Origin of the sequence: Psychrobacter sp. CLB018, assembly GCF_041222815.1 — a bacterium.
Lineage (GTDB): Bacteria > Pseudomonadota > Gammaproteobacteria > Pseudomonadales > Moraxellaceae > Psychrobacter > Psychrobacter faecalis.
On sequence record NZ_CP166085.1, the window covers coordinates 1930610 to 1953278 of the forward strand.

Here is a 22669-nt window from a genome sequence, read left to right on the forward strand (position 1 = left end):
ATAAAATACGGCGCATAAAAAAGCAGCCTCATCAATATAGAAGGCTGCTTTTTTCATTTTTTCGCTAAATGTATTATGCTAATAGCAAATACATTTCAAGCTCTGCAAAATACTACATCGTATAAGTCGACTGCAAGCTATCAAGCTTACCGGCCAATAAGCGCTCGACCTCGTTTTTAATTCTTAGCCCAGCGATATCTGTACCTATCTGCACCGCAAAACCTGCTGGACGACCGCTTTGGCTTTTAGAATTAATCCAAACCACCTTACCGTTCATAGGCAAGCGTTCACTAGAATTAGGCAAAGTCACGGCAATAAACACTTCATCGCCCAGTTTTTGGGTTTTATCGGACGGCACAAATAACGCGCCATTGGTCACAAAGGATAAATAGCTTGCGTATAACGTTTCCATATCTTCAATATGGCAGGTTAAAATCCCGCCACGTCCTGGCATTGCCATAGTCCGCTTCCTTTATAAGTGAGGTTTATTTTTTAATCTGATTTATAAATAAGCCAATTCTTGCATCAGCTTATCATAAGCGAATTTTTCTTGCACATTTTGTTGTAGAGCGGCTTTTATTTCTTGCAGACCATTTATAAAGACCTCTAACGCGCGCTCAGTAGGTTGATGACTGTGTAAGGACACTGGTAAATTAATGTCCTTTTGCAGCGCATCGAGACCCAAACATACACGGCGCATATCGACCAGCATCAGCTCCGACAATTGAATAAACTCGCTTATACTAAGCTGGGTCTGCCAATAGTCGCTTGCCGCTATGCTACTACGCTTGCCGCTACGCAGCGCTTGCCACGTTGTCAGCCATAGTGTGCGCTTGCTATACCATGGTGCTTGCGCAAGGGCGACCGCGGCTAAAGGCGCGCCATTTGCCAACTGTATCAGCTGCTCAATGGCCGCCGTGCCGACCGCCTCACGATTGACCGTACTACCTAAAGCATGAGTCACATAGTCAACTAAAACGGCAGGCTCAATGGTCTGTAGTGCCAACTGCTGAACACGGCTTTTTATGGTTGGCAGTAACTGCGCTGGAGTATCACTGATGAGGAATAAATGTACTTGGGCTTGCGGCTCTTCCAAGGTTTTGAGCAACGCATTTGCAGCTGCAACCGTCATTTGCTCTGCGTAATCGAGCACACATATCCGCATGCCCTGCCCGCCTTGATAAATAAATGGCTGCAGAGCACGGATATCATCGACCTTTATTTTTAATGCAGCGTTATTAGCAGCTTTGGCAGATTTTTTGTCTTTTGCGCTGTTAGTTGCTGCTTGTTTAGCATCAGCATGTTCGGCACTGACTGGCATACTAATAAGTGGCAGAACTTGTAAGCTTGGATGCGTCCCCGATCTGAGCCATTGACAGCTCTCGCAAATACCGCAAGCGCCAAGCGGATTGTGCTCGCGCTCTCGGCATAATAACCACGCCACCAAACGCCAAACAAAAGCGCGCTTGCCCATGCCCTGCATACCAGCGGCTAAAAGCGCGTGCGGCAAAGATTGCTGCGGCATCAACACCCGCTTGGTCAGCTGTGACCATAGCTCGTTTTGCCATGGTAATAGCGGGGCAAAATATATATTATCCGTCAAAGGCAATGCGCTTGTCATTTCATTTACCTCATTCACGATCATCGCTCAATACCTTAAATACGTTCAATACGCTTACAACCTTTGAGTAACAAACAATCCTACTCTATTTAATAAAATACTTTATAAACATTTACTTAGGCTATTATTAATTATGTAAATTAGCAGTTTTGAAAATCAATTAAGCTCATGGCATTTAGCCGATCTAAATCTTCTTGGGTATCGACGCCAGCTGGTAGATGACAGCTTGCAGTGGCAATAGCAATATGACCACCATTTTCTAAGACGCGTAATTGCTCTAGGCTTTCTAATATCTCGAGCGGCGTTTGCGGCCAATGCACAAACTGCTGTAACAAGCTAACTCTGTAAGCGTATAAACCCAAATGACGATAAGCGTTTTTTGGTGGTTGCTGCTGTATATTTTTATCGTTTGCCAAAACCACATCACGGTCGCACGGAATCGGTGCACGGCTAAAATATAATGCACGCTGTAAATTGCTGGACGTCTGACTGACAACTTTTACGACCGATGGGCGCATAAAAGTTTCGTAGTCTTCGATAGGCTCGCATAAAGTCGCCATCACGCTGTCGCTATCTTGCACTAGCAGGGCTTTGACTTGCTGTAATAATAACGGCGGTACCAGAGGTTCGTCACCCTGCATATTGACCACGATATCATGCTCAGCCCAGCCTTTGATAGCGGCAACTTCAGCCAAACGGTCAGTCCCTGACGCATGCTCACTACTGGTCATCACCACATCAAAACCTGCCTCTGTGCAAACGTTGGCAATCGCCTCATCATCAGTCGCAATACACATATCGTCAGCAAAATCAGCCAACTGTGCTTTTTCAGCCACCCACAGTATCATTGGTTTGCCATGAATCTTTAATAATGGCTTACCGGGTAAGCGCGTACTTTTAAAGCGCGCAGGAATAACAATATGAGTTTTGGCTGGCGCGGCTTCAATTGGCATTGTTGCGGCTGATATTAAGTCTGACGACATGGTTTATTCCTAAAAAATTGTCTAAGCTTTTAGACTTCTAGCCATTATTGATATCAATATTTAAAGCTTTTAATTGCTGCTGTAAGCTGTCATAGCAACTGTCTGATAACATCGCAGTCACTGGCAATACCCATAAGCGATTAATAAGCTCTTGATACTCTTCGCTAAGTGGTTGGCGGCTAGTCATATCTATTAGCAGCGCTCTGATTTTGACCGCGTCTTTACTGGTGACAATGATCGGCAGCTCGCTATATTGTAAAAGCTCAGTCAAGCTAAAATCATAATGATCGGGATAAGCGTGCCCAATGACATCAAAGCCAAGCGACAATAAAGTATCAAAAAAACGTTGCGGATAACCGATACCGCTTACCGCATGTACCCGACCATTTGGTATAGGTGGCATAAGTGGCATAGGCATTTTTTCTGCGACACTTAAACCATCTATCTCAACAGCAGAAGGCCATAAAGGCTGCAATTTATCCGCTTGTAGATGCATCGTTAAACGCTTAGCTTGAGCTTGCTTATTATCTTCGGTCGTCCTATCCGCTTTTTCATGATAAACCACATTTGCGCCTTTTAAGCGCGACATAGGCTCACGTAAAAAACCGGTTGGTAGCAATTGCTGATTACCAAAGCCGCGCGACGCATCAACCACAATCCATTCGATATCACGTTGCAGCGCATAATGCTGCAAGCCATCATCAGCAATAATCAGTTGTAAGTCGGGATGAGCGTTTAACAAAGTGGTAATAGCCTGCTTACGATTGGGGCAAACGGCCATCGGTGCATCTGTCATATTGACGATTAAACAGGGCTCATCCCCTACGATGCTTGGTAAGCTATCGGCATGCACCAAAGCGGGCATCTGATTGCTATCACCGCCATAACCGCGGCTGATAACGCCTACCTTTATGCCTTGCTTTTGTAGATAGTTGACCAAGGCAATAATTAGCGGCGTCTTGCCGCTACCACCTACCGTGATATTACCAATCACCATCAGCGGAATAGGCGCACGATAACTGGCAAACAAACCTATCTTATAAGCCTGACGGCGCACCATCGTAATGAATCCATATAACCAGCTGACAGGCAGTAGCAGCCAGGGCCAAGCAGCCTGACGTTGCCAGGCACGCGTCATTGTGGTTTCAATACTCATGATGATGTGTTATTTATCCTAGTTATGCAGCCATCTTTATACTACAAAGTACCATCACGGCTTGCAGTGGCTTTAATCAAACAGTAGCTTTATTCAAAATCACGCGCGTACATTTGCGCATAATGGCCATGCAATTGCATCAGTTCTTCATGGGTGCCTAATTCGACAATTTGACCACTATCTAACACTGCAATACGGTCAGCGGACTCAATGGTGGTTAAACGGTGGGCAATCACCAGTGTCGTCCTATCTTTCATGACGTTATCGAGTGCTTTTTGAATATAGTATTCTGACTCGTTATCTAAGGCACTAGTCGCTTCATCTAAAATCAAAATCGGTGCGTCTTTTAATAACGCACGCGCAATCGAGATACGCTGACGTTGACCGCCTGAGAGCTGCAAGCCTTCAGCGCCAATCTCACTTTGATAGCCATTTGGCATTTTCATAATAAAATCATGGGCAAAAGCGTCTTTTGCAGCGCGCTCGACCTCAGCTTGAGTTTTATTTGCCAAGCTGCCATAGGCAATATTATTAAACACCGTGGTATTAAACAGTACCACTTGCTGATTGACCATCGCAATTTGCGCGCGCAAGCTTTCAAGCTTGATGTCGCCAATTGGCATACCGTCAAGGGTGATTTGCCCCGAGGACGTATTTAAAGTACGCGTGAGTAAGTTAACGAGTGAAGACTTACCAGCGCCGCTACGGCCGACCAGTGCTATCGTCTCGCCTGCACGCACATCCAAAGTAAAATCACGCAGCGCCACCGTTGAATCAGGATAAACCAAACTGACATTATCGAACTGAATGTCACCTGCTAAAGTCGGGCTAAGTATGCCTGTGTCTTGTTCTTCTGGCTCATCCAACAAAGTAAAGATTGACTCGCCCGCGGCAAGCCCTTTTTGCAATTTTTGATTGATATCAGTGAGTGAGCGCACCGGCTTACTTAATAATCCTGCGGCAGCAATATAGGAGATAAACTCACCTGCCGAGATATTATCTATTACCGCAGGACGCAGCGCGAGCCATACAACGACCGCCATCGCCATCGCCATCAATAACTGCACCGCTGGGGTATTGATGCTATTGGTCACCACGACCTTCATGCCTTGGCGCAAGTTTTTCTTTGAGGTTATATCAAAACGCTTGGCTTCATACGCTTGTCCGCCATAATTTTTCACTACCTGATAGCCGCCGATGACCTCATTGGTGATGTGGCTGACACTACCCATGGTTTCTTGAATGCCTTTAGACAGCTTTAGATAACGCTTTGAGGCCACCCGTATCAACCATAAAATCGGCGGTAGCACCACAAATAAAATTAAGGTTAAACGCCAGTTGCTATAAAGCAAAAAACCTATCAAAGCCACCACGGTCAAACCATCGCGCAACAAGGTTTTCATTGAATCAGTACTGGCTGCAGTTACCTGCTCAACATCAAAAATGAGCTTGGATGAAATAGTCCCTGCTGGATTTGCCAGATAGAACGAGCTTGGCAAACGCAAAAGCTTATTGAACACTTGAACGCGTAACTCATAAACAAGATTGCGCGATACCAAAGCCGTATAGTAATTACCCAAAAAACTGCCCACGCCGCGGACAAAAAACAGCGCCACGATAATAAATGGAAATAAGTCCTGTTTGCTTTGATCGTTTTGATTGATGGCATCAGTGATATATTGCAATAACTTGGCAATCCAAATCTCTGTTGCCGCATTAATCGCAAAGCCTATTATGACCAAGATTAGCGCCCACCAATAAGGTTTAAGGTAGCTTAATAGCCGCAATAAAGTCCTATGCCTAGGCGTATTTGATGGCGCTGCTGACAACTTTTTAGCAGAATTTTTTTTAGAGTCAGGTTGATAAGCTTGGCTCATAAAAGCCTCAATTTAGGTATAAAAAGAAATGACACAAATGCAGCAGTAGCAAGTGAACATAAAATACAGCAGTAAAAACACCAAGGGTTATGATAGTGGCGTTTGATGTTTTTACTGTAGCAATATATCAAACGCCCTAAAATTTACTGCGGCGCAGATTCTGGTAAAGGCTGCCCAAGTGGCACAACCGTACTGATATTGAGATTTAAAAAACCCAGTTTACCAGCGATATCCATGACCCGTACCACCGATTGATGGGTAGCATTTGCATCAGCAGCAATGACAAATAGCATATCACGATTGCTTCCCGCTTCTTGCTGAAGCATGTTAGTCAGCTCGGCCTCATCGCTACTCGCAAGGGTGATGCCATTAACCAAATAACTGCCATCTTCTTGCACAGCGACTTCAATACTGTTTTGCTCTTCTGTTAATGCTACCCCTTCCGCTTCCGGAAGAATAATATTTAAGCGGCTAAAGTGATTGAACGAGGTGGCAAGCAGTAAAAATACGATTAAAAATAATAAACAATCAATCATCGGCGTCAGATTGATTTCAAGTGGCTCAACGGTCGGTTTTCTAAAACGCATATCGCTCTCTTTAATGGGCTGCAATGTACAGATTCAACAAATAAGTGACATCACACAATTAAGTTGCTGTAGCGGCTGTCTCTAAATCCGAGGTGTCAAGTGAAAGTTCATAACCCTTAGTTTTAGTTGTTTCCGACCCATTAGCAGGTAGAGACATGGTAGAGGCATGCGTATTGTCTAGCAATTGATAATCATACAATTCTTGAATCATCAGTCCCGCTTGCGTTTCAAACTGCGCATTGATATCGATAATACGGCGCTGAAAATAGCGGTAAGCAACCAGAGCCGGAATAGCCACAATCATACCAGCCGCCGTAGTAATCAATGCTTGTGACACGCCAGCAGCTAGCATCGTTGGGTCTTGCATCGCGCCATCCGTAATCGCCAAAAACGACGAGATAATACCCAACACCGTACCTAGCAAACCAAGCAATGGCGCAATCGCCCCAATAGTACCGAGCATATTAATGTTTTTTTTCTAACTGATGCACTTGTACACTGGCGCGGTTTTGCATATGCATTGTCATCGAGTCTAGACCATATTGACGATACAGCAGACCGGTCGCTAGAATATCGCCTAAAGGGGTTTTCTCTTTGACATTCATCAGCTGCGTACGGCCAATATCACCGTTCTCACGGAGGCGGGTTATCAGCTGTTCGCGCAATCTATTGGGTACAATTTTATTAAACTGCAACGTATGACTGCGCTCGATAATAATTACTAACGCCAATATTGAGCACACCACGATAGGGGTCATCAGCCAACCACCTGCTTTTACCAGCTCCCACATACGCACTCTCTTCTATGTTTTTGTTAATTATTAAAAGACGGTTTTACGTTTGTATTTTTAATAAAAATATTAAGCCTGCGCTTCTATATGCTTGATCAAAGCCGCTAGCTGATCATGATTGTGAAAAAATATCTCAACGCTACCCTGCCCATCTTTTTTATGTTTGAGCTTTACTTCTGCGCCTAACATGTCAGTTAAACGCTGGGTTAAGCGCTCAACATCGCGAGACTGTACTTGCTCGGTGCGATTAGCTTTTGGTGCTGGCTGTAGGATAGATTTCACTAGCTTTTCAGCTTCGCGTACCGTCATGCCTGCATCAATGATTTTTTGCGCAATGATAGGCTGCTGTTCTGATGATAGCGCCAACAGGGTACGCGCATGGCCCATATCTAAAGCGCTAGTTGCTAAATGGTCTTTAACTGTATCGTGCAGCTGATTCAAGCGCAAAAGGTTTGATACCGTGGTACGCGCTTTACCAACGACTTCGGCAATCATGGCGTGACTCATACCAAATTCTGTATGAAAGCGCTGCAGGGCAGCCGCCTGCTCAATCACCGATAAATCTTCGCGCTGAATATTTTCAATCAAGGCCAGCGCAATGGCCAATTCATCAGATAGTGCACGTTCAATCGCTGGTATAACCGATTTACCCGCCATTTTTGCCGCACGCCAGCGGCGCTCGCCAGCGATAATCTCATGCGTCACCAATGCTTCGCTTTTATCTTCATTCGCCAGTAATGGACGAATAACAATCGGCTGCATAACGCCATGCTGCTCAATAGAAGAAGCCAATTCTGCCAGCGCCGTTTCGCTCATATCACGGCGCGGCTGATACTTACCTGCTTGCAGACGCGTGACATCGATTTGTACCAAGCTGATTTGGTCTTCAGAAGCGCTATTTTCTGTGACGTTCGCGCGCGCTTTATTAGCAGGGGCTTTTTTTATCGTCCGCGCTTTACGATTATTATTGTCAGTGGTTTGTTCAGACACTGGCAAGGCAGAAGGCTTGTTAACAGCCGCAGCTGTGCTATCTTCTTGCTTAATAGGTTGTGGTATTTTGGTTGACTCAGTATGCTCACGCACTACCGTGTCATCTTGTAAGGCAGAGGCGGCAATTTGCTTTTCTTTTTTGATTGACCCTAATAAGGCATCTAAGCCTCGATTGGCAGCCAACCCTCTTTTCTTTGCCATGATTACCTATCCTCTAACGCTAAAATAAAAAGCCAAATATTGCTAAATACCGGCTTACTGATAAATATAATTTGCTGTTCTTTTATTAACTTGCAACATAAACTTATAATGATGTGCTCTGCTTTATCACTTCAGCCGCCAGTTTTTGATAGGCGCGCGCACCTTTTGACCATCTTTCGTAAGCAATAACCGGCAAGCCATGTGCGGGTGCTTCAGCCAAACGAATATTTCTTGGAATATGAGTTTTATACATAATATCACCAAAGTGCGCCTCTAACTCAGCCGAGACATCACGCGCCAAGGTATTGCGCGCATCGAACAAGGTTCTGACCACACCGCGAATATAGAGCTTAGGATTGAGCTCGGTAAGACGCTCAATCGTCTGCGACAAATCCGCCAAACCTTCTAGGGCATAATATTCACACTGCATGGGAATAATAACGCTATCGGTGGCAATCAATGCATTAATCGTTAATAAATTTAAGCTTGGCGCACAGTCGATAATCACATAATCGTAAGCAGATTTATTGGTCGCGATTTGATCCTTGGCCAACTGTGCCATTGCCGTCTTAAAGAGCTCATGACTATTGGTTTTGCTCATTAAAGTAATGTCCATCCCCGCCAAATCACGATTGGCGCCGATGACATCAAACCCAGCTGGACTACTCACAATCGCCTCAGATAGCGCAACGCCATCAAGCAGTACATCAGCGATGGTCAAGTCCAAGGCGTTCTTATCGACGCCCGTGCCACTGGTTGCATTACCCTGTGGGTCTAAGTCAATCAGTAGTACATGCTTGCGCTTGGCCGCTAAGCTGGCGGTCAAATTTACTGCCGTCGTGGTTTTTCCCACGCCGCCTTTTTGATTCGCAATCGCTATGATTTCCATACACTCACTCAATTAAATTAGAATCTGTTACTGATTTTTACTACAGTATTTTTGCGCTCAAGCTTATTATATTACTCAAATACCTGACACTTACCTATAAGTCTATTTATACACCAGCGTCCACACCACTTATGACTAAAGAACAATTGTTGCCTCACATAGCATGACGTGCTCATAGCTTAGACATTTTTATAAGATAATTCAATTAAATGACGACTATCTTGTAAACGCGGTACTTTTAATGCAATCGTTCTTATCTGCCAAGCGTCACTTAGCGCCTGTAGCTCTTCATCGCTTGGGGCTTTGCCTTTCATCGCGCATAAATAGCCATTTTCTGCCAAGCGCGGCTGCGCCACTTCGATAAAATCAATCAAGCTAGCAAAAGCTCTTGAGGTTACCACCTCGTAGCAGGCTTCATGCGCCTCAATACGCGAGGCGATTGGCTGCATGTTACTCAAACCAAGCTCGCTACTGATTTGCTTAATAAAACGAATTTTTTTCTGATTGCTATCAAGGGCGGTGCATTGGCGCTCAGGCTGACAGATAGCGATAATCACCGCTGGCAAGCCCGCCCCCGTACCAATATCAAGCAGCGACCCTGACGGTAAATGCGTTATAATAGCCAAACAATCGATGATATGTTTGATAAGCGCCTCGACTGGATCGGTAATCGCGGTCAGATTATACGCTTTATTCCATAATAAAAGCTGGTCTAAATACAATAATAACGTGCGCTGCTGCTGTGCGCTTAACGTCAGACCCAACTCGTCTATTGATTGCGCGAGCATAGTGGCCAGCTTAGGTAATTGCGCACCGAGCTTTACAAAGCCTGTCGGATCAATATGACTGTTACCCGTGCTAGCAGACGATGAAGAGGTTTTAGTAGAATCTGACATACGGGTTATCCAGTTTTGACATGTGAACCGTCTATTTTATCATGCGCTCTGCCCATTGAATAGTTGCAGATTGCGCCAATGTACGCCATCTTATACTATCTACGCCTATGTCGAGGGCTTATCTTCTTCAATAACCAGCAAGTCAACGTAATAAAATCTCTATTATTACAGCCTAATAAGCTAAAACTTTCACTTTACTATGATACAAAACTGCGCTGAATGTCTTGTCTAAAACGCGCCGATATCTTGTAAGATGTTCTTATTTACTATTATAAATGTAAGCATGATTAAAAATACATTCCTAAACTTAAAGCGCAAACAGTAAAAAATCAATAACCATTCCACCCTTTTAAAACGACTTACTATATAACTATGACCGAACCGCAAAACACTCCTATAAATCAAGATTCAAAAGACAGCAAATCTATGGCAACACCTGTTAAAAATTCAGCAGTAACAAAAGCATCTAAGCCAGCCAATACAAAGCCGACAGCAATAAAGGCGGACGAAACTGATGAACAAGAGCGCACTTTAGATATGCCTAATACGCCTCATCCGGTATTTATCGAGGTTAATGAGCGCTGTCTTATTAGTGCCGAGCAGCTGAAGCGTTATACCAATCCTGATGAGCTACCGAGCGATACCCGCACTGCCCCTGATTTAGATGTCGGCTTTGGGCAACAGCGCGCCCTGAAAGCCTTGCAGACGGCGCTGGATATTCATGCCAGCGGCTATCATGTGTTTGCCGCGGGCGAAAATGGTTTAGGTAAACGCACGGTTATAAATCGTTTATTACAACGAATTGCCGCTGACGCACCGACGCCAGATGATTGGGTTTATGTGCACAATTTTACCGACCCGCGTACACCGCAAGCGCTACGTCTACCTGCCGGACAAGGGCAGATATTGCAGCAACAGGTTAATCAACTATGGCAGCAAGCCAAAAAACGACTTAGCCAACGCTTTCGTAGCGACCAGTATCAAAGCAAAATCGAAGCGATTAAAAATGACACCCATCAAAAAGAAAGTCAGGCTTACGATGACCTTAATACCGAAGGTAAACAGTACGATTTGGCACTGACGTTTCGCGCATTTGATAATAAAGCGGTATTTGTCCATCCTAGCAAGTTATCTACCGAAGAAAATCATCAGAGCACTGACCATTCAAAAATTTCTAGTAGCCAAAAAAATCAAACAACAGAAGAAAAAACTGCGCCCCCTACTAAAAATAATCTTGATGATGATAATGCTAACAGCGAGTATGGCAACGCATACGGCAAAAGCGAATATGAAGCTGAGCTGAATAATTTTGCCCAAAAAAACCATATGCAAAAGCGCTTAAGCCAGCTAACCATTGCGCTAGAGCAATTAGAAGACGAAGCCAATGATGCCATTGAAGCACTGCATCGCAATATTGCACGTCGTGCGCTACAACCTTTATTTGCGCCTATTTATGAGCAATTTGCTGCTCATCCCTTGGTTGTCGAGTATCTAAAAACCGTATTTGCCGATATGGTCACTCATGTCGAGCGCATCGTTAACGGTGATGATGAGGAGTTTGTGACGGCCGTTCTTGCCACAACGCCGAGCCGCTATGCCGTCAACGTCATTGTCAGTCACGCGCCAGATAGTGGCGCCCCGGTCATCTTTGAAGATTTGCCGACGCATTTAAACCTATTGGGTCATGTCGAGCAAATCACCCAATTGGGCACAGTGACCACCGATGTCAGTATGATTCGAGCAGGCGCCCTGCACCGTGCCAATGGCGGTTATCTGTTGTTAGAAGCCAGTCATCTGCTTGAGCATCCTTACGCCTGGCAAGGCCTTAAACGCGCCCTGCAATCTCGCAAAATCAGACTATCTAGCCTTGAGCAGATGCTAACCTTGACAGGCAGTTTGTCGCTTGCACCCGCACCGATTGACCTTGATATTAAGGTAATTTTGCTTGGCGAAGCGGATTTATATTACGAATTACTCGAGCTTGAGGCAGAGTTTGATGCGGTATTTAAAGTACGTGCCGACTTTCACGACGATGTGACACGTAGCCCTGAACATGAATTAGCATTGGTGGCAAAAATGGCTGACATCATTGACCATGCCAACCTTTATCCGTTTGATAGTAGCGCCCAAGCTGCCTTACTTGAGCATTTAAGCTTACAAGCCGAAGACCAAGACCGCTTGAGTTTGCATAGTGATTTATTGATTAAGCTGTTGCATGAATCCAACCGCCATGCACGTTTGAGCGGTAAAAACATCGTTAGCGCCATACACGTGACCCACGCTATTGACGATATGGACGAGCGCTCAGGATACTTGCGCGACCTTTATTGGGATGAGCTAAAAAATGGCCAGCAGCTGATTCAGACCCAAGGTGATGCGGTCGGACAAGTCAATGCGCTCACCGTCGTCAGCTACGCGGATAGCGAGTTTGGTATGCCTGCGCGTCTGACCGCGGTTATTCAGCCAAATATTGGCGCTGGCGAAATCCTCGATATCGAGCGGGATGTCGATTTGGGCGGCAGCTTACACGCTAAAGGCATGCTGATTATGACCAGCTATTTGCGCGCCTTATTTAGTCAGCATCATGCGCTCAACTTTAGCGCCTCGCTCGCTTTTGAGCAAAGTTACGCTCATATCGATGGTGATAGTGCCACGGTCAGTGAAGGCTGCGCGCTGCTTTCCGCTTTAGCAAACGTCCCGATCAATCAATCTTTTGCAATTACCGGCTCGATGAATCAGTTAGGCGAAGTCCAAGCCGTCGGCGGTATCAATTCTAAAATCGCGGGTTTCTTTGACGCTTGCCGCGAGCAAGAGCTGACGGGACAACAAGGCGTGGTCATTCCGATGGCCAACGTCAAACAATTAATGCTACGTGACGATATTATCGCCGCTGTTCAAGCAGAGCAATTTCATATTTATGGCGTGCAGACGCTTAGTGAAGCCTTGACCTTAATGACGGGTCTGCCTGTCGACACCATGGATAAAAAAGGTCGCTACCGTAAAGACACTCTATTTGGTAAAGTATTAAGTCGGTTGATGCTTTGGGATGAAAATCAAAACGCTGATGACGAAGTCGATGATAAAAAATCGAAGAAAAAGGATAAAAAGAAGCGTAAGGCCAAACGTCAAAAAAAACAGGATAAGCAAAAAAAAGCCAAAAAAGAACAAGATGACTGCTGCGCAAATACAGCAGAGCAACTCTAGACGCTGATATGCTTTTCTGCGATGATGAGTTTTTTGCGCTTTGCTGTTTTAATAAGCTGTATTCATAAATAATACCCTTATAAAAATTAAACTCGTGACTGAATAAAGGTTATCTTTAATGACTGTACATTCTACTGACGCCGATGGTCTTCAATCGCAAGCAGCTAATACTAAGCAAGCAACTGCTCTAGTGACTAAAGAAGTAACGAAAGAATTAGCTGCGCAAAATGAAGAAGTTGTGACAGATAATAAAGCGTCTGAGGAAGCAGCAGATAATCGCCATGGTGCCGCAACGACGGCGCGGCAATGGCAAGTATTGTCGCAGTTGCAGCGCAATCGCTGGGTAGGCACCACCCATGTCTACGAGCAGCTTAAATTGGCAGGTTTTGATATCAGTTTGCGCACCGTGCAACGCGATTTAAATGCCCTTGCCAAACGCTTTCCTATCGAAAAAAACAATGCCAATCCGCAAGGTTGGCGTTGGAAAGACGATGCGCCGCTGCAAAGTCTGCCGCATATGAATTTATCGCAAGCGGTTGCCTTTAATATGGTCGAAGCCAATCTAAGCCAGCTGCTGCCGCCGGTTATTTTAGATGAGCTTTTTCCTTGGTTTGATTTGGCACGCCGGCAGCTTAAAAACAGCAAAGTCACCCATTCATGGATTGATAGGGTACGTATCGAGCCTGCCTCGCAACCCTTAATTGCGCCACATATTGATTTGGAAAGTAAAGACAATATTTATCATGCGTTGTTTTATCAACTACAAATAAAAGCCAGTTATACTCGTAGCGATAAATCACAAGCCAGCGAATACATTCTAAATCCCATTGCCATCATCCAGCGTGGGGTGATTATTTACTTATTGGCGACGCGTACCGATGACCCAGACGTAATTATTCGTACCTTTGCCCTTCACCGCTTTGCCAGCGTTGAGATACTAGAAAGCGCGGCTCAAACCCCTGATAATTTCCACCTCGATAACTATTTAGATGCAGGTGGCATGGGCTTTAGCCATCCTCTATTTAGCCAGCTACCCGATCGTGGCAAACATACCGCAGTTGAGCTACAATTTACCAAACAAGCGGGCAAAAGCTTAACGGAAAGCAAGCTGAGTGACGATCAAACTGTAATCATCAATAGTGATGGAACCCTAACCATACGCGCAACCGTCAACTTAACCTCGCAGCTGGTTTGGTGGTTACGCGGCTTTGGTAGCGGTCTATTAGACGCCAAACCTGCGCTCCTATATCAAGCGGTTTTAGACAAACCCATCAATGATGCATAGCGACAATAAAAAGACAGCGAATGATTACTTATGATAACTATTAACGATGATAAAAATTTAACCGCTGTACCCAATACGCCAACGTTTATCTTAATTAAAAACCTAATACGAAATTAAAAACCTAATACGAAATTAAAAGTCCAAAAGGAATATTATGTCAGCCACTACCCCATCACCGTTACTTTCAGACAGTTTAAGAGGGCTGGGTTTAGACACGGGGACATTGTTTTTTGCGCTCAATTATGAATTTACCAAGATTGAGCAAAAAGGCTTATTTAAAAACCTAAAAAAACGCTTTAAGAAAAATGAAGGCGCGATTGATATTGATTTGGCCTGCGTACTATATAACGACAACTGCACCATCAGCGATATCGTTTGGTTTAAGCAGCTACGGGATAAAGCAGAATCCGTCAAACATCAAGGCGATAGTCTCAACGGTAAGGACCGCGGTGAACAAGCGATGTATCTTGCGCCCCTTGACCAAGAGCAAATCAGAATTTATTTGGATAAAATACCCGCGCATATCACTCACATTGCCTTAATCGCTAACTCTTACCACGACCTACCGTTTAGCAGAGTCAAAAAAGGTGAGATTCATTTAAGCGATGATGAAGGCAACCGCGTTTTTGAGGTTAATTTAAAGCAGCTACCACGCGACTGTGTAACACTTTGGGCGGCACACTTGCAGCGAGAAGTGGACGATTGGCATTTGACCTTGCAAAATCTACCGCTACCTGCAAAAGATTTAGCAACCGCCGCGCAAGAAGTGGCGCATGAATTGGCACGCGCTCTACCGATTACGCCAGCTATGTATAACTGATACATAACCAATATTAGATTGATTATACATCAGTTAAAAAACCTATCGATTAAAAAAAAGGTAAAACGCTAATTAACGTTTTACCCTTGTTCTTTTTAAATAAGGAGTTTTAAATAAGAATTTTTACATACTCCTCTTATTCTAACGGCTCACCGCAATGCGGACAAAAATTCTTTTGCCGCACTTCCTTTTCTCGGCGCTCAAGCTCTTTTTCGCGCAGTACTTGCAGTACGATTTCTTGCGCTTGCTCCTTATCCAATCCAAGCTCGCGGCGAATCTTTTCAATCATCATCTGATTTTGCACCAAATCAAAATTACTATCTACTAGTTGCTCACGAAAATCTTGCTCGAGCTCTTCTCGGCGCTGACTCAGCTCATTTGCCAAACCCGTCGCCAAGATACCCGCTGGCAGAGCCGCAAGACCAACGCCCAATATGGTGATAAGTGCACCTAATATCTTACCAGCATTGGTGATAGGTGTGACATCGCCGTAACCAACCGTCGTCAGGGTGACCACCGCCCACCACATAGCTTTGGGTATCGACTCAAACTCCTCGGGCTGGGCGTGGTTTTCGACCAAATAAATACCACTCGACGCTGTCACAATCATAATAATTAAGATAAAAATGACCGCTTGAAACGAGCCTTTTTCCTTACTGATAACCACCAATAAAATACGCAGGGAGGCAAAATAGCGGGTAAGTTTCAGAATTCGAAACAGACGCAAAATACGTAAGAAACGCAAATCGATACTGACAAAGAAATTCAAAAACGCGGGGGCAATGGCAATGATATCAATCAACGCCGACGGACTTTTTAGCCATTCCCAGCGCTGACGCCACGTGGTATTGTCGGGTTTGGCTTCAGCGACACTCCATAACCTCAGTAAATACTCGATAGAAAAGATCACGATAGAGAAGTTTTCAAACCACGTAAAATACGCTTGATACGGGTAATACCAGTTGTCAACCGACTCAGCGATAACCGCCGTGACGTTCGCCATAATCAAAAAAATGAGAAAGTAATCGACATAACGACTAAAGAGCGTGTCATGCTCATCGTTTTGCAAAATGTTATAGACGAAAAGACGCAAGCGCCGAATAGATTGGAATAGCATGCCGTCCCTATGTGGTGTAATACCGGTTTTATGTTATAAAAATCAGGTGGGAGATATCAAAAAAAAGGCAGTTGCGCTTGCAGAATCAATGAGGGTTTTTTAAACAATTTATCGCAATTTTTGCTTCAGACGTTATGATTATACAAAAATTATGTAATAAATGTAGGTCGCGATTACTAATAGCAGCGCCGTGACAAAAAATATCAAACGTAAAAAACGCTCATCCGCTCGTAATTGATTGCTTAAGTTTTGGGCTGGTAATAAAAACAAGCCACATTTAGGACAACAGGCATCTATTTGGTTTAAAAGCTTAATTGAGCGAGCATTTTCGCAGCGCAGCGGAGAGTTACTACAATAACCGAGCATAATATCCAATCTGTCCTTCTATCCATGTCATTGTTTAATATTAATGTTTAAAAACGCAGATGTAGCATAAGACAAGCATTTAAAAATGAAAAGGGTAATTTAACCCATAAAATCCGTCACGACTGTAACATAAAATACAATTAAGCCAACTTCCTGTTTAAAACCTTACTCCTCGTGAGGTTTTTGTACTATAATAGAGAAATAATGTTACGAGTTATATCCTGACTCTAACGTTATCTAATGGTCACTGATGCCATCCCTCATTAGAAACTGACCAATAACATCTATTATGTTGAGGAACTTAACGATGAAACTACAATCCCTAGTTTTAGCTGCTGCAACTGCCCTTACTATGACCACTGCTTTTGCGGTACCTGCTGGTACTTGGTCTATCGCTGCTGGCGCACATTATGTTGACCCTAAAAGTGATAACGGTACTTTAAATAACGGTCTATCTGTTGATGTTGATGGCGATGTACGCCCAACCATCAGTGGTGAATACTTCATCGCTAACAACGTTGGTGTTGAACTATTAGCAGCCATTCCATTTCATCATGATTTTGATCTAAATGATGCAGCTGGCAATCGTGTTTTGTCAGGTAAAACTCAACATTTACCACCTACTCTTTCACTGCAATACCATTTCGACGGCTATAACATGCCTATGAATGTAAAGCCTTTTGTTGGTGTTGGTGTAAACTACACGACCTTCTTTAAAGAAAAGGTTTCTAATGGCGCTGATTTAGATCTTGACGATAGCGTTGGTGTTGCTGGTCATATCGGTCTAGATATCCCATTTGCGCCGACTGAGTCTTTCCGTATTGATGCGCGTTATATGGACATCAAAACTGATGCTAAGTTGAATGGTGTAGATGCTGGTGAAATCGATATCAGTCCTTGGGTATATGGCGTTGCTTTCGTAAAACAGTTCTAATATAGCAAATTGCTACAGCCTAAACGGCATAAGTAAAAGAAGCCAGCTTAATAGCTGGCTTCTTCGTGTTTGTGAATGCCTTTTATTACTTATTAAATAAGAGATATAAAAAAGACCATCCGCAGACAGTCCTTTTAACAATATATCTAATTATAATGAATAAGCAAGCCTAGAGCAAAATGCGGCGTGGATCTGCCAGCAAACTTGCGATATAACGGGTAAATACTGCAGCATCAGCGCCATTAATCACCCGATGATCATAAGACAATGACAGCGGCAACATCAGACGCGGCTCGAAAGATTGCTTACTAGCATTCCAACGCGGCTGCATACTGGCTTCTGATACCCCTAATATTCCTACTTGCGGCCAATTTACCAGTGGCGTAAATGCGGTACCACCTAAGTTACCTTGACTAGAGATGGTAAAGCTTGCGCCTTGTAATTCTTTAGCCGTGAGCTTCTTATCACGCGCTTTGACCGCAAGCTCGCCTACCTCAATGGCGATTTGCTTTAAGCCTTTATCTTGCACATTTTTGATAACAGGTACAATCAAGCCGTCATCCGTCGCGACCGCAATGCCCATATTGACGCTTTTACGTAAGATAATTTGGGTATTATCGTCACTCAAATGACTGTTAAAGCGTGGATGCTGGGTTAATGCATAAGCAGTTGCTTTAACGACAAAAGCTAAAATCGTGAAGCCGATACCTTCCGCTTTCATAGCACCTTTAAGCTCACCACGTAATTTTTCAGTGTCCGTGATGTCTGACAAATCAAACTGCGTTACTTGCGGCAGCAAAGTATTGTAATTGAGCTGCGGTATCGAGACTTTTTGTAGGCGGCTTAAATCTTGTACTTCGCTCTCGCCCCATATCTCAGTATTACTCATGTCAGGTAAGCTTGGCAGGCTTGAGCTTGCCATATTACCACTCACAGGCGCAGTTTTTTGCTTGCTCAAGCTGTCTTTTACATGGGCAAACAAATCTTCTTTTAAGATACGATCGTTAAGGGCCGAACCCGTCACTTGAGTAATATCAACGCCTAGCTGACGCGCAAGTTTACGCACGGCAGGACCAGCATAAATATCGACCATTTTTTCGTTGACTTGTGCTTCGGTTAGCTTATCATTTGCAGTGCTAGTATTAGCCGTAGATTTAGCGGCTTGTTTAGGCTCACCAGTCGTTTGCTTGTTGGCTTTTTGGTCTAAATCAGCGCTCTTATCTTCTGCTTCAGCTGGCTTGGACGCTTGTGCCTCAGAAGTATCAGCCTTAGATTCACTAGCTTTATTACTGGCGCTCTCTGAACCTTCACCAATAATCACGATAAAGTCTTGACCATTGGCGACCATATCGCCCGCTTGCACCAATATTTTTTCAACCTTGCCTGCTTCTGGTGCTGGCACTTCGACCGACGCTTTATCAGATTCAATAAGTAGAATTGATTGATCCGCCGTGACCATATCACCGACACTGACCATAATCTCAGACACTTGCGCTTCATCAACACCTAGATCAGGCAAGGCGTGTGTGGTTGTCTTGCCTGCTTGGTTTGCTGGTTGAGAAGTATTTTCCTCAGCTGGATTAGTATCTGCTTGATGATTATCCTGCGCTTCACTTTGTTTGTCGGCAGCAGCGTCTGTTTTGTTTTGTGTATCAGCGTTAGTGCTTTGGCTGTCACTGTCGCTTTCGATTTCACTGTCAGCATCAGTATCGCTTTCAAGCTCAATGAGTACCATGCCTTCGCTGACTTGATCGCCAACTGCCACGCTAATTTTAGTGACTTTACCGGCAGCCGAGCTTGGTACTTCTACTGAGGCTTTATCGGATTCTAATAAGATAATATTGTCGTCTTTTGCAATAACGTCGCCAACTTCGACCATAATCTCACTGACTTCGGCGCTATCAACACCCAAATCGGGGGCTTTAATGTCCATCCGTAATTCTCCTTATATTATTGTTGCCTTGTCTTTGGGCTATTCTTTGACGTCGTCATCATTGAGTAAGGCGGCATCGGCTGGATCTTCTGCGCGGCCTTCGCTGCTTATTTCGTCATCATCTTCACTGACAAACTCTGGCACAGGGTTCGGATGTACATTGTCAGGGCCTGGGGCATCTGGGAAATGATCATAATGAGGCTGTTGTTGCCATGCAGGCGGTTGATCCGCTTCGATACCAAAGCTTGAAATCGCATCTTTAACCAGACGCATTTCAACCTCACCTTCATCAGCTAAGCGCTTAAGTGTCGCAACCACAATGTGCGCGGCATCGACATGGAAGAAGCTACGTAATTGCTCACGAGTGTCTGAGCGACCATAGCCATCAGTACCTAAAGTCGTATAAGGGCGATTGTCAGGCAACCACGCGCGGATTTGTTCTGGATAATTGCGCATATAATCGGTCGCTGCGACGACGATACCTTCGTGCGGGGCAAGCTGTTCGGTAACCCATGGTACCACTTCTTCATCCATTGGATGCAGGCGGTTATAGTCATCACAAGCCATACCATCGCGGGTCAGCTCATTAAAGCTGGTCACGCTCCAGACGTTAGATGAGATATTAAACTCGTCTTGTAATATTTTCGCCGCTTTTTGCACTTCACGTAAAATAACGCCTGAACCTAATAGCTGAACTTGGCTTGAACCATTGTCTTCTAGCAAATACATACCACGCTTGATGCCTTCTTCCACGCCTTCTGGCATGGCAGGTTGTTCGTAGTTTTCATTCATCAAAGTTAAGTAATAATAAACGCGCTCGCCCTCACCATACATACGGCGTAGACCATCATGCATAATCACTGCCAGCTCATAACCGAAACAAGGGTCATAAGTCACGCAGTTCGGTACGACGTTAAATAAAATCTGCGAATGACCATCTTGATGTTGCAAGCCTTCGCCGTTTAGCGTGGTACGACCAGCCGTTGCGCCAAGTAAGAAACCTTGTGCCTGACAGTCACCTGCTGCCCATGCCAAGTCACCAACACGCTGGAAGCCAAACATAGAGTAATAAATATACAGTGGAATCATCGGCAAGGCGTTGACAGAATAACTGGTTGCCAGAGCAATCCATGTACTCATTGCGCCCGCTTCGTTAATGCCTTCTTCTAACATGTGACCATCGATGGCTTCTTTATAACCCATCAAAGCTTCACTATCCTCTGGCGTATATTTCTGTCCAGAAGCTGAATAAATGCCCAATTGGCGGAACATACCTTCTAGACCAAAGGTGCGCGCTTCATCAGGAACAATAGGTACGACGCGATCTTGAATATCTTTATTTTTTAGCATCGCTGCTAGCAAGCGCACAAACACCATGGTAGTCGATTGCTCTTTACCATTACTGCCTTTTAGCACGCGATCAAAAATAGACAACTCTGGAATATTTAATGGAATATGACCACTACGGCGATTGGGTAGATGACCACCTAAGGCTTCGCGGCGACCTTTTAGGTATTTCATCTCCAGCGAGTCTTCTTTTGGACGATAAAACGGTAGCGTCTCTAACTCTTCATCAGTAAATGGTAAGTCAAAACGGTCACGGAAATACATCAAAGCTTCATGATCGAGTTTTTTGATTTGATGCGTCTTATTGACCGCTTGTGCTTGATTAGACAAGCCATAGCCTTTAACCGTTTTTACTAAGACCACGGTCGGTTGGCCTTTGGTTTTCATCGCTTCACTAAAGGCCGCATAGACCTTCATCGGATCATGACCGCCACGGTTTAAGCGTGAAATATCATGGTCAGACAGCTCGTTCGCCATCTCTTCTAGCTCAGGATATTTACCAAAGAACTCTTTACGGGTAAATTCAGGCGTACGCGCTTCATACAACTGATATTCGCCGTCGACCGCTTCTTCCATGCGATATTTAAGCACGCCGGTGGTATCTTTATCTAACAAGGTGTCCCACTGACCGCCCCAAATCACTTTAATCACGCGCCAGCCTGCACCGCGGAATACCGACTCAAGCTCCTGAATAATCTTGCCGTTACCACGCACAGGACCATCGAGACGCTGTAAGTTACAGTTGACGACCCAAATTAAATTGTCCAATTTCTCACGACCAGCAAGAGAAATCGCACCCAAGCTTTCTGGCTCGTCGGTTTCACCATCACCTAAGAAGGTCCAAATCTTGCGATCTTCTTTTTCTAGCAAGCCACGGTTTTCCATATAACGATGCACGTGCGCATGATAAATGGACATAATTGGGCCCAAACCCATCGATACGGTTGGGAACTGCCAATAATCTGGCATCAAATATGGGTGCGGATAGCTTGACAGACCCTTGCCGCCGACTTCACGGCGAAAATTATCCAACTGCTCTTCATCTAAACGACCTTCTAAATAAGAGCGCGCATAAATACCGGGCGCTGAGTGACCTTGATAATAAATCATGTCACCGCCGAAGTGATCGCTTGCCGCCCGAAAGAAATGGTTAAACCCTGTCTCATAAAGGGTCGCGCTTGAAGCAAAAGTTGCTAAGTGACCGCCTAAATCATCATCGTTTTTATTGGCGCGCATGACCATAGCTAAGGCGTTGTAGCGAATCAGCGCACGAATTTTACGTTCAATCGTCAAGTCGCCTGGGTACATTGGCTCATCTTCGACCGCTATAGTATTGATATAAGCGGTATCGAGACGGTTGAATGGCAGCCCTTCTTGTACCGCCATGTTATATAACGCTTTTAATAAAAATTGCGCTCGATCCTTATCGGCATGTTTGATAACCGACTCAAAGGCTTCCAGCCATTCTTGGGTTTCGGTGCTATCAGCATCCTTATAATAGTTCATCTTTATTAATCCTTTTTATCAGTCAGCCCTGCACGATAACAGGGTGTTATTAAATCAGAGGGTGGTACGTATCTTAATGAGCAATCGATTGACTTGATGCCTTCCCTATAACTTCCTTGCCGCATCTAAGCATCACATTTACGTTCAGGGTTATAACAGAGAACTC

At 44.5% G+C, this 22669-nt stretch carries 16 protein-coding genes and 1 pseudogene; 4 read left to right on the forward strand and 13 right to left on the reverse strand.

What is annotated here, in order from left to right; translation table 11 throughout:
• Positions 1-112: 112 nt before the first annotated feature.
• The 10 genes and pseudogenes from AB8P72_RS08150 to rsmG all read right to left on the reverse strand — a co-directional run bounded on the left by AB8P72_RS08150 (position 113) and on the right by rsmG (position 9991).
• Positions 113-460 (reverse strand): PilZ domain-containing protein, encoded by a 348-nt coding sequence (locus AB8P72_RS08150; protein WP_306495135.1) that lies wholly within the window; start codon positions 458-460, stop codon positions 113-115.
• Positions 461-502: 42 nt separating this feature from the next.
• Positions 503-1621: a DNA polymerase III subunit delta' gene (locus AB8P72_RS08155; protein WP_369957586.1), complete on the reverse strand. Its 1119-nt coding sequence runs from the start codon at positions 1619-1621 to the stop codon at positions 503-505.
• Between the two features lie 140 nt (positions 1622-1761).
• Positions 1762-2604 carry a 3-deoxy-manno-octulosonate cytidylyltransferase gene (kdsB, locus tag AB8P72_RS08160; RefSeq protein ID WP_369957587.1) on the reverse strand — a complete coding sequence of 281 codons (843 nt, stop codon included), beginning with the start codon at positions 2602-2604 and terminating at the stop codon, positions 1762-1764.
• A 37-nt stretch (positions 2605-2641) separates the two neighbouring features.
• Positions 2642-3760 (reverse strand): tetraacyldisaccharide 4'-kinase, encoded by a 1119-nt coding sequence (gene lpxK, locus AB8P72_RS08165; protein ID WP_369957588.1) that lies wholly within the window; start codon positions 3758-3760, stop codon positions 2642-2644.
• A gap of 89 nt (positions 3761-3849) precedes the next feature.
• Entirely contained in the window at positions 3850-5637 is a 1788-nt protein-coding gene (msbA, locus tag AB8P72_RS08170; RefSeq protein ID WP_102076727.1) for a lipid A export permease/ATP-binding protein MsbA, read from the reverse strand.
• A gap of 143 nt (positions 5638-5780) precedes the next feature.
• Positions 5781-6224: a biopolymer transporter ExbD gene (locus tag AB8P72_RS08175; RefSeq protein WP_068404870.1), complete on the reverse strand. Its 444-nt coding sequence runs from the start codon at positions 6222-6224 to the stop codon at positions 5781-5783.
• 58 nt (positions 6225-6282) lie between these two features.
• Positions 6283-7015: pseudogene (locus AB8P72_RS08180) on the reverse strand (MotA/TolQ/ExbB proton channel family protein).
• A 69-nt stretch (positions 7016-7084) separates the two neighbouring features.
• Positions 7085-8206 (reverse strand): ParB/RepB/Spo0J family partition protein, encoded by a 1122-nt coding sequence (locus AB8P72_RS08185; protein WP_369957589.1) that lies wholly within the window; start codon positions 8204-8206, stop codon positions 7085-7087.
• Between the two features lie 103 nt (positions 8207-8309).
• On the reverse strand, positions 8310-9095 hold the full coding sequence (locus tag AB8P72_RS08190; protein WP_198329143.1) for a ParA family protein: 786 nt from the start codon (positions 9093-9095) through the stop codon (positions 8310-8312).
• Between the two features lie 179 nt (positions 9096-9274).
• Positions 9275-9991, reverse strand: a complete 717-nt coding sequence (gene rsmG, locus AB8P72_RS08195) for a 16S rRNA (guanine(527)-N(7))-methyltransferase RsmG (RefSeq protein ID WP_198329142.1) — start codon at positions 9989-9991, stop codon at positions 9275-9277.
• 372 nt (positions 9992-10363) lie between these two features.
• Here rsmG and AB8P72_RS08200 point away from each other — a divergent pair, with 372 nt between their 5' ends.
• The 3 genes from AB8P72_RS08200 (at position 10364) to AB8P72_RS08210 (ending at position 15300) form a co-directional block, all read left to right on the forward strand.
• Positions 10364-13195, forward strand: coding sequence for an AAA family ATPase (locus tag AB8P72_RS08200; protein ID WP_369957590.1), 2832 nt, complete (start codon positions 10364-10366; stop codon positions 13193-13195).
• A 118-nt stretch (positions 13196-13313) separates the two neighbouring features.
• Positions 13314-14480, forward strand: coding sequence for a YafY family protein (locus tag AB8P72_RS08205; protein WP_198329140.1), 1167 nt, complete (start codon positions 13314-13316; stop codon positions 14478-14480).
• Positions 14481-14634: 154 nt separating this feature from the next.
• On the forward strand, positions 14635-15300 hold the full coding sequence (locus AB8P72_RS08210; protein ID WP_068404859.1) for a TerD family protein: 666 nt from the start codon (positions 14635-14637) through the stop codon (positions 15298-15300).
• Between the two features lie 136 nt (positions 15301-15436).
• Here the strand turns inward: AB8P72_RS08210 and AB8P72_RS08215 are convergent, their stop codons facing one another.
• The gene (locus tag AB8P72_RS08215) at positions 15437-16417 is read right to left on the reverse strand and encodes an ion transporter (protein ID WP_198329139.1); all 981 of its coding nucleotides are present in this window, start codon (positions 16415-16417) and stop codon (positions 15437-15439) included.
• A gap of 673 nt (positions 16418-17090) precedes the next feature.
• On the opposite strand from AB8P72_RS08215, the gene AB8P72_RS08220 reads away from it, so the two are divergent.
• Positions 17091-17717, forward strand: a complete 627-nt coding sequence (locus AB8P72_RS08220) for an OmpW family protein (protein WP_198329138.1) — start codon at positions 17091-17093, stop codon at positions 17715-17717.
• 169 nt (positions 17718-17886) lie between these two features.
• Here the strand turns inward: AB8P72_RS08220 and AB8P72_RS08225 are convergent, their stop codons facing one another.
• Both AB8P72_RS08225 and aceE read right to left on the reverse strand, forming a co-directional pair.
• Complete coding sequence (locus AB8P72_RS08225) at positions 17887-19650, reverse strand: 2-oxo acid dehydrogenase subunit E2 (protein ID WP_198329154.1); 1764 nt, start codon at positions 19648-19650, stop codon at positions 17887-17889.
• 39 nt (positions 19651-19689) lie between these two features.
• Positions 19690-22503: a pyruvate dehydrogenase (acetyl-transferring), homodimeric type gene (aceE, locus tag AB8P72_RS08230; RefSeq protein WP_191692513.1), complete on the reverse strand. Its 2814-nt coding sequence runs from the start codon at positions 22501-22503 to the stop codon at positions 19690-19692.
• Positions 22504-22669 lie beyond the last annotated feature (166 nt).

Excerpts from the sequence above, each read along its gene's own strand:
- AB8P72_RS08150 (WP_306495135.1), bottom strand. The coding sequence starts at position 460 with ATGGCAATGCCAGGACGTGGCGGGATTTTAACCTGCCATATTGAAGAT.
- AB8P72_RS08220 (WP_198329138.1), top strand. The coding sequence starts at position 17,091 with ATGAAACTACAATCCCTAGTTTTAGCTGCTGCAACTGCCCTTACTATG.
- lpxK (WP_369957588.1), bottom strand. The coding sequence starts at position 3,760 with ATGAGTATTGAAACCACAATGACGCGTGCCTGGCAACGTCAGGCTGCT.
- AB8P72_RS08175 (WP_068404870.1), bottom strand. The coding sequence starts at position 6,224 with ATGCGTTTTAGAAAACCGACCGTTGAGCCACTTGAAATCAATCTGACG.
- AB8P72_RS08205 (WP_198329140.1), top strand. The coding sequence starts at position 13,314 with ATGACTGTACATTCTACTGACGCCGATGGTCTTCAATCGCAAGCAGCT.
- msbA (WP_102076727.1), bottom strand. The coding sequence starts at position 5,637 with ATGAGCCAAGCTTATCAACCTGACTCTAAAAAAAATTCTGCTAAAAAG.
- AB8P72_RS08185 (WP_369957589.1), bottom strand. The coding sequence starts at position 8,206 with ATGGCAAAGAAAAGAGGGTTGGCTGCCAATCGAGGCTTAGATGCCTTA.
- AB8P72_RS08215 (WP_198329139.1), bottom strand. The coding sequence starts at position 16,417 with ATGCTATTCCAATCTATTCGGCGCTTGCGTCTTTTCGTCTATAACATT.
- rsmG (WP_198329142.1), bottom strand. The coding sequence starts at position 9,991 with ATGTCAGATTCTACTAAAACCTCTTCATCGTCTGCTAGCACGGGTAAC.
- AB8P72_RS08210 (WP_068404859.1), top strand. The coding sequence starts at position 14,635 with ATGTCAGCCACTACCCCATCACCGTTACTTTCAGACAGTTTAAGAGGG.
- AB8P72_RS08225 (WP_198329154.1), bottom strand. The coding sequence starts at position 19,650 with ATGGACATTAAAGCCCCCGATTTGGGTGTTGATAGCGCCGAAGTCAGT.
- AB8P72_RS08155 (WP_369957586.1), bottom strand. The coding sequence starts at position 1,621 with ATGACAAGCGCATTGCCTTTGACGGATAATATATATTTTGCCCCGCTA.
- AB8P72_RS08190 (WP_198329143.1), bottom strand. The coding sequence starts at position 9,095 with ATGGAAATCATAGCGATTGCGAATCAAAAAGGCGGCGTGGGAAAAACC.
- kdsB (WP_369957587.1), bottom strand. The coding sequence starts at position 2,604 with ATGTCGTCAGACTTAATATCAGCCGCAACAATGCCAATTGAAGCCGCG.
- AB8P72_RS08200 (WP_369957590.1), top strand. The coding sequence starts at position 10,364 with ATGACCGAACCGCAAAACACTCCTATAAATCAAGATTCAAAAGACAGC.
- aceE (WP_191692513.1), bottom strand. The coding sequence starts at position 22,503 with ATGAACTATTATAAGGATGCTGATAGCACCGAAACCCAAGAATGGCTG.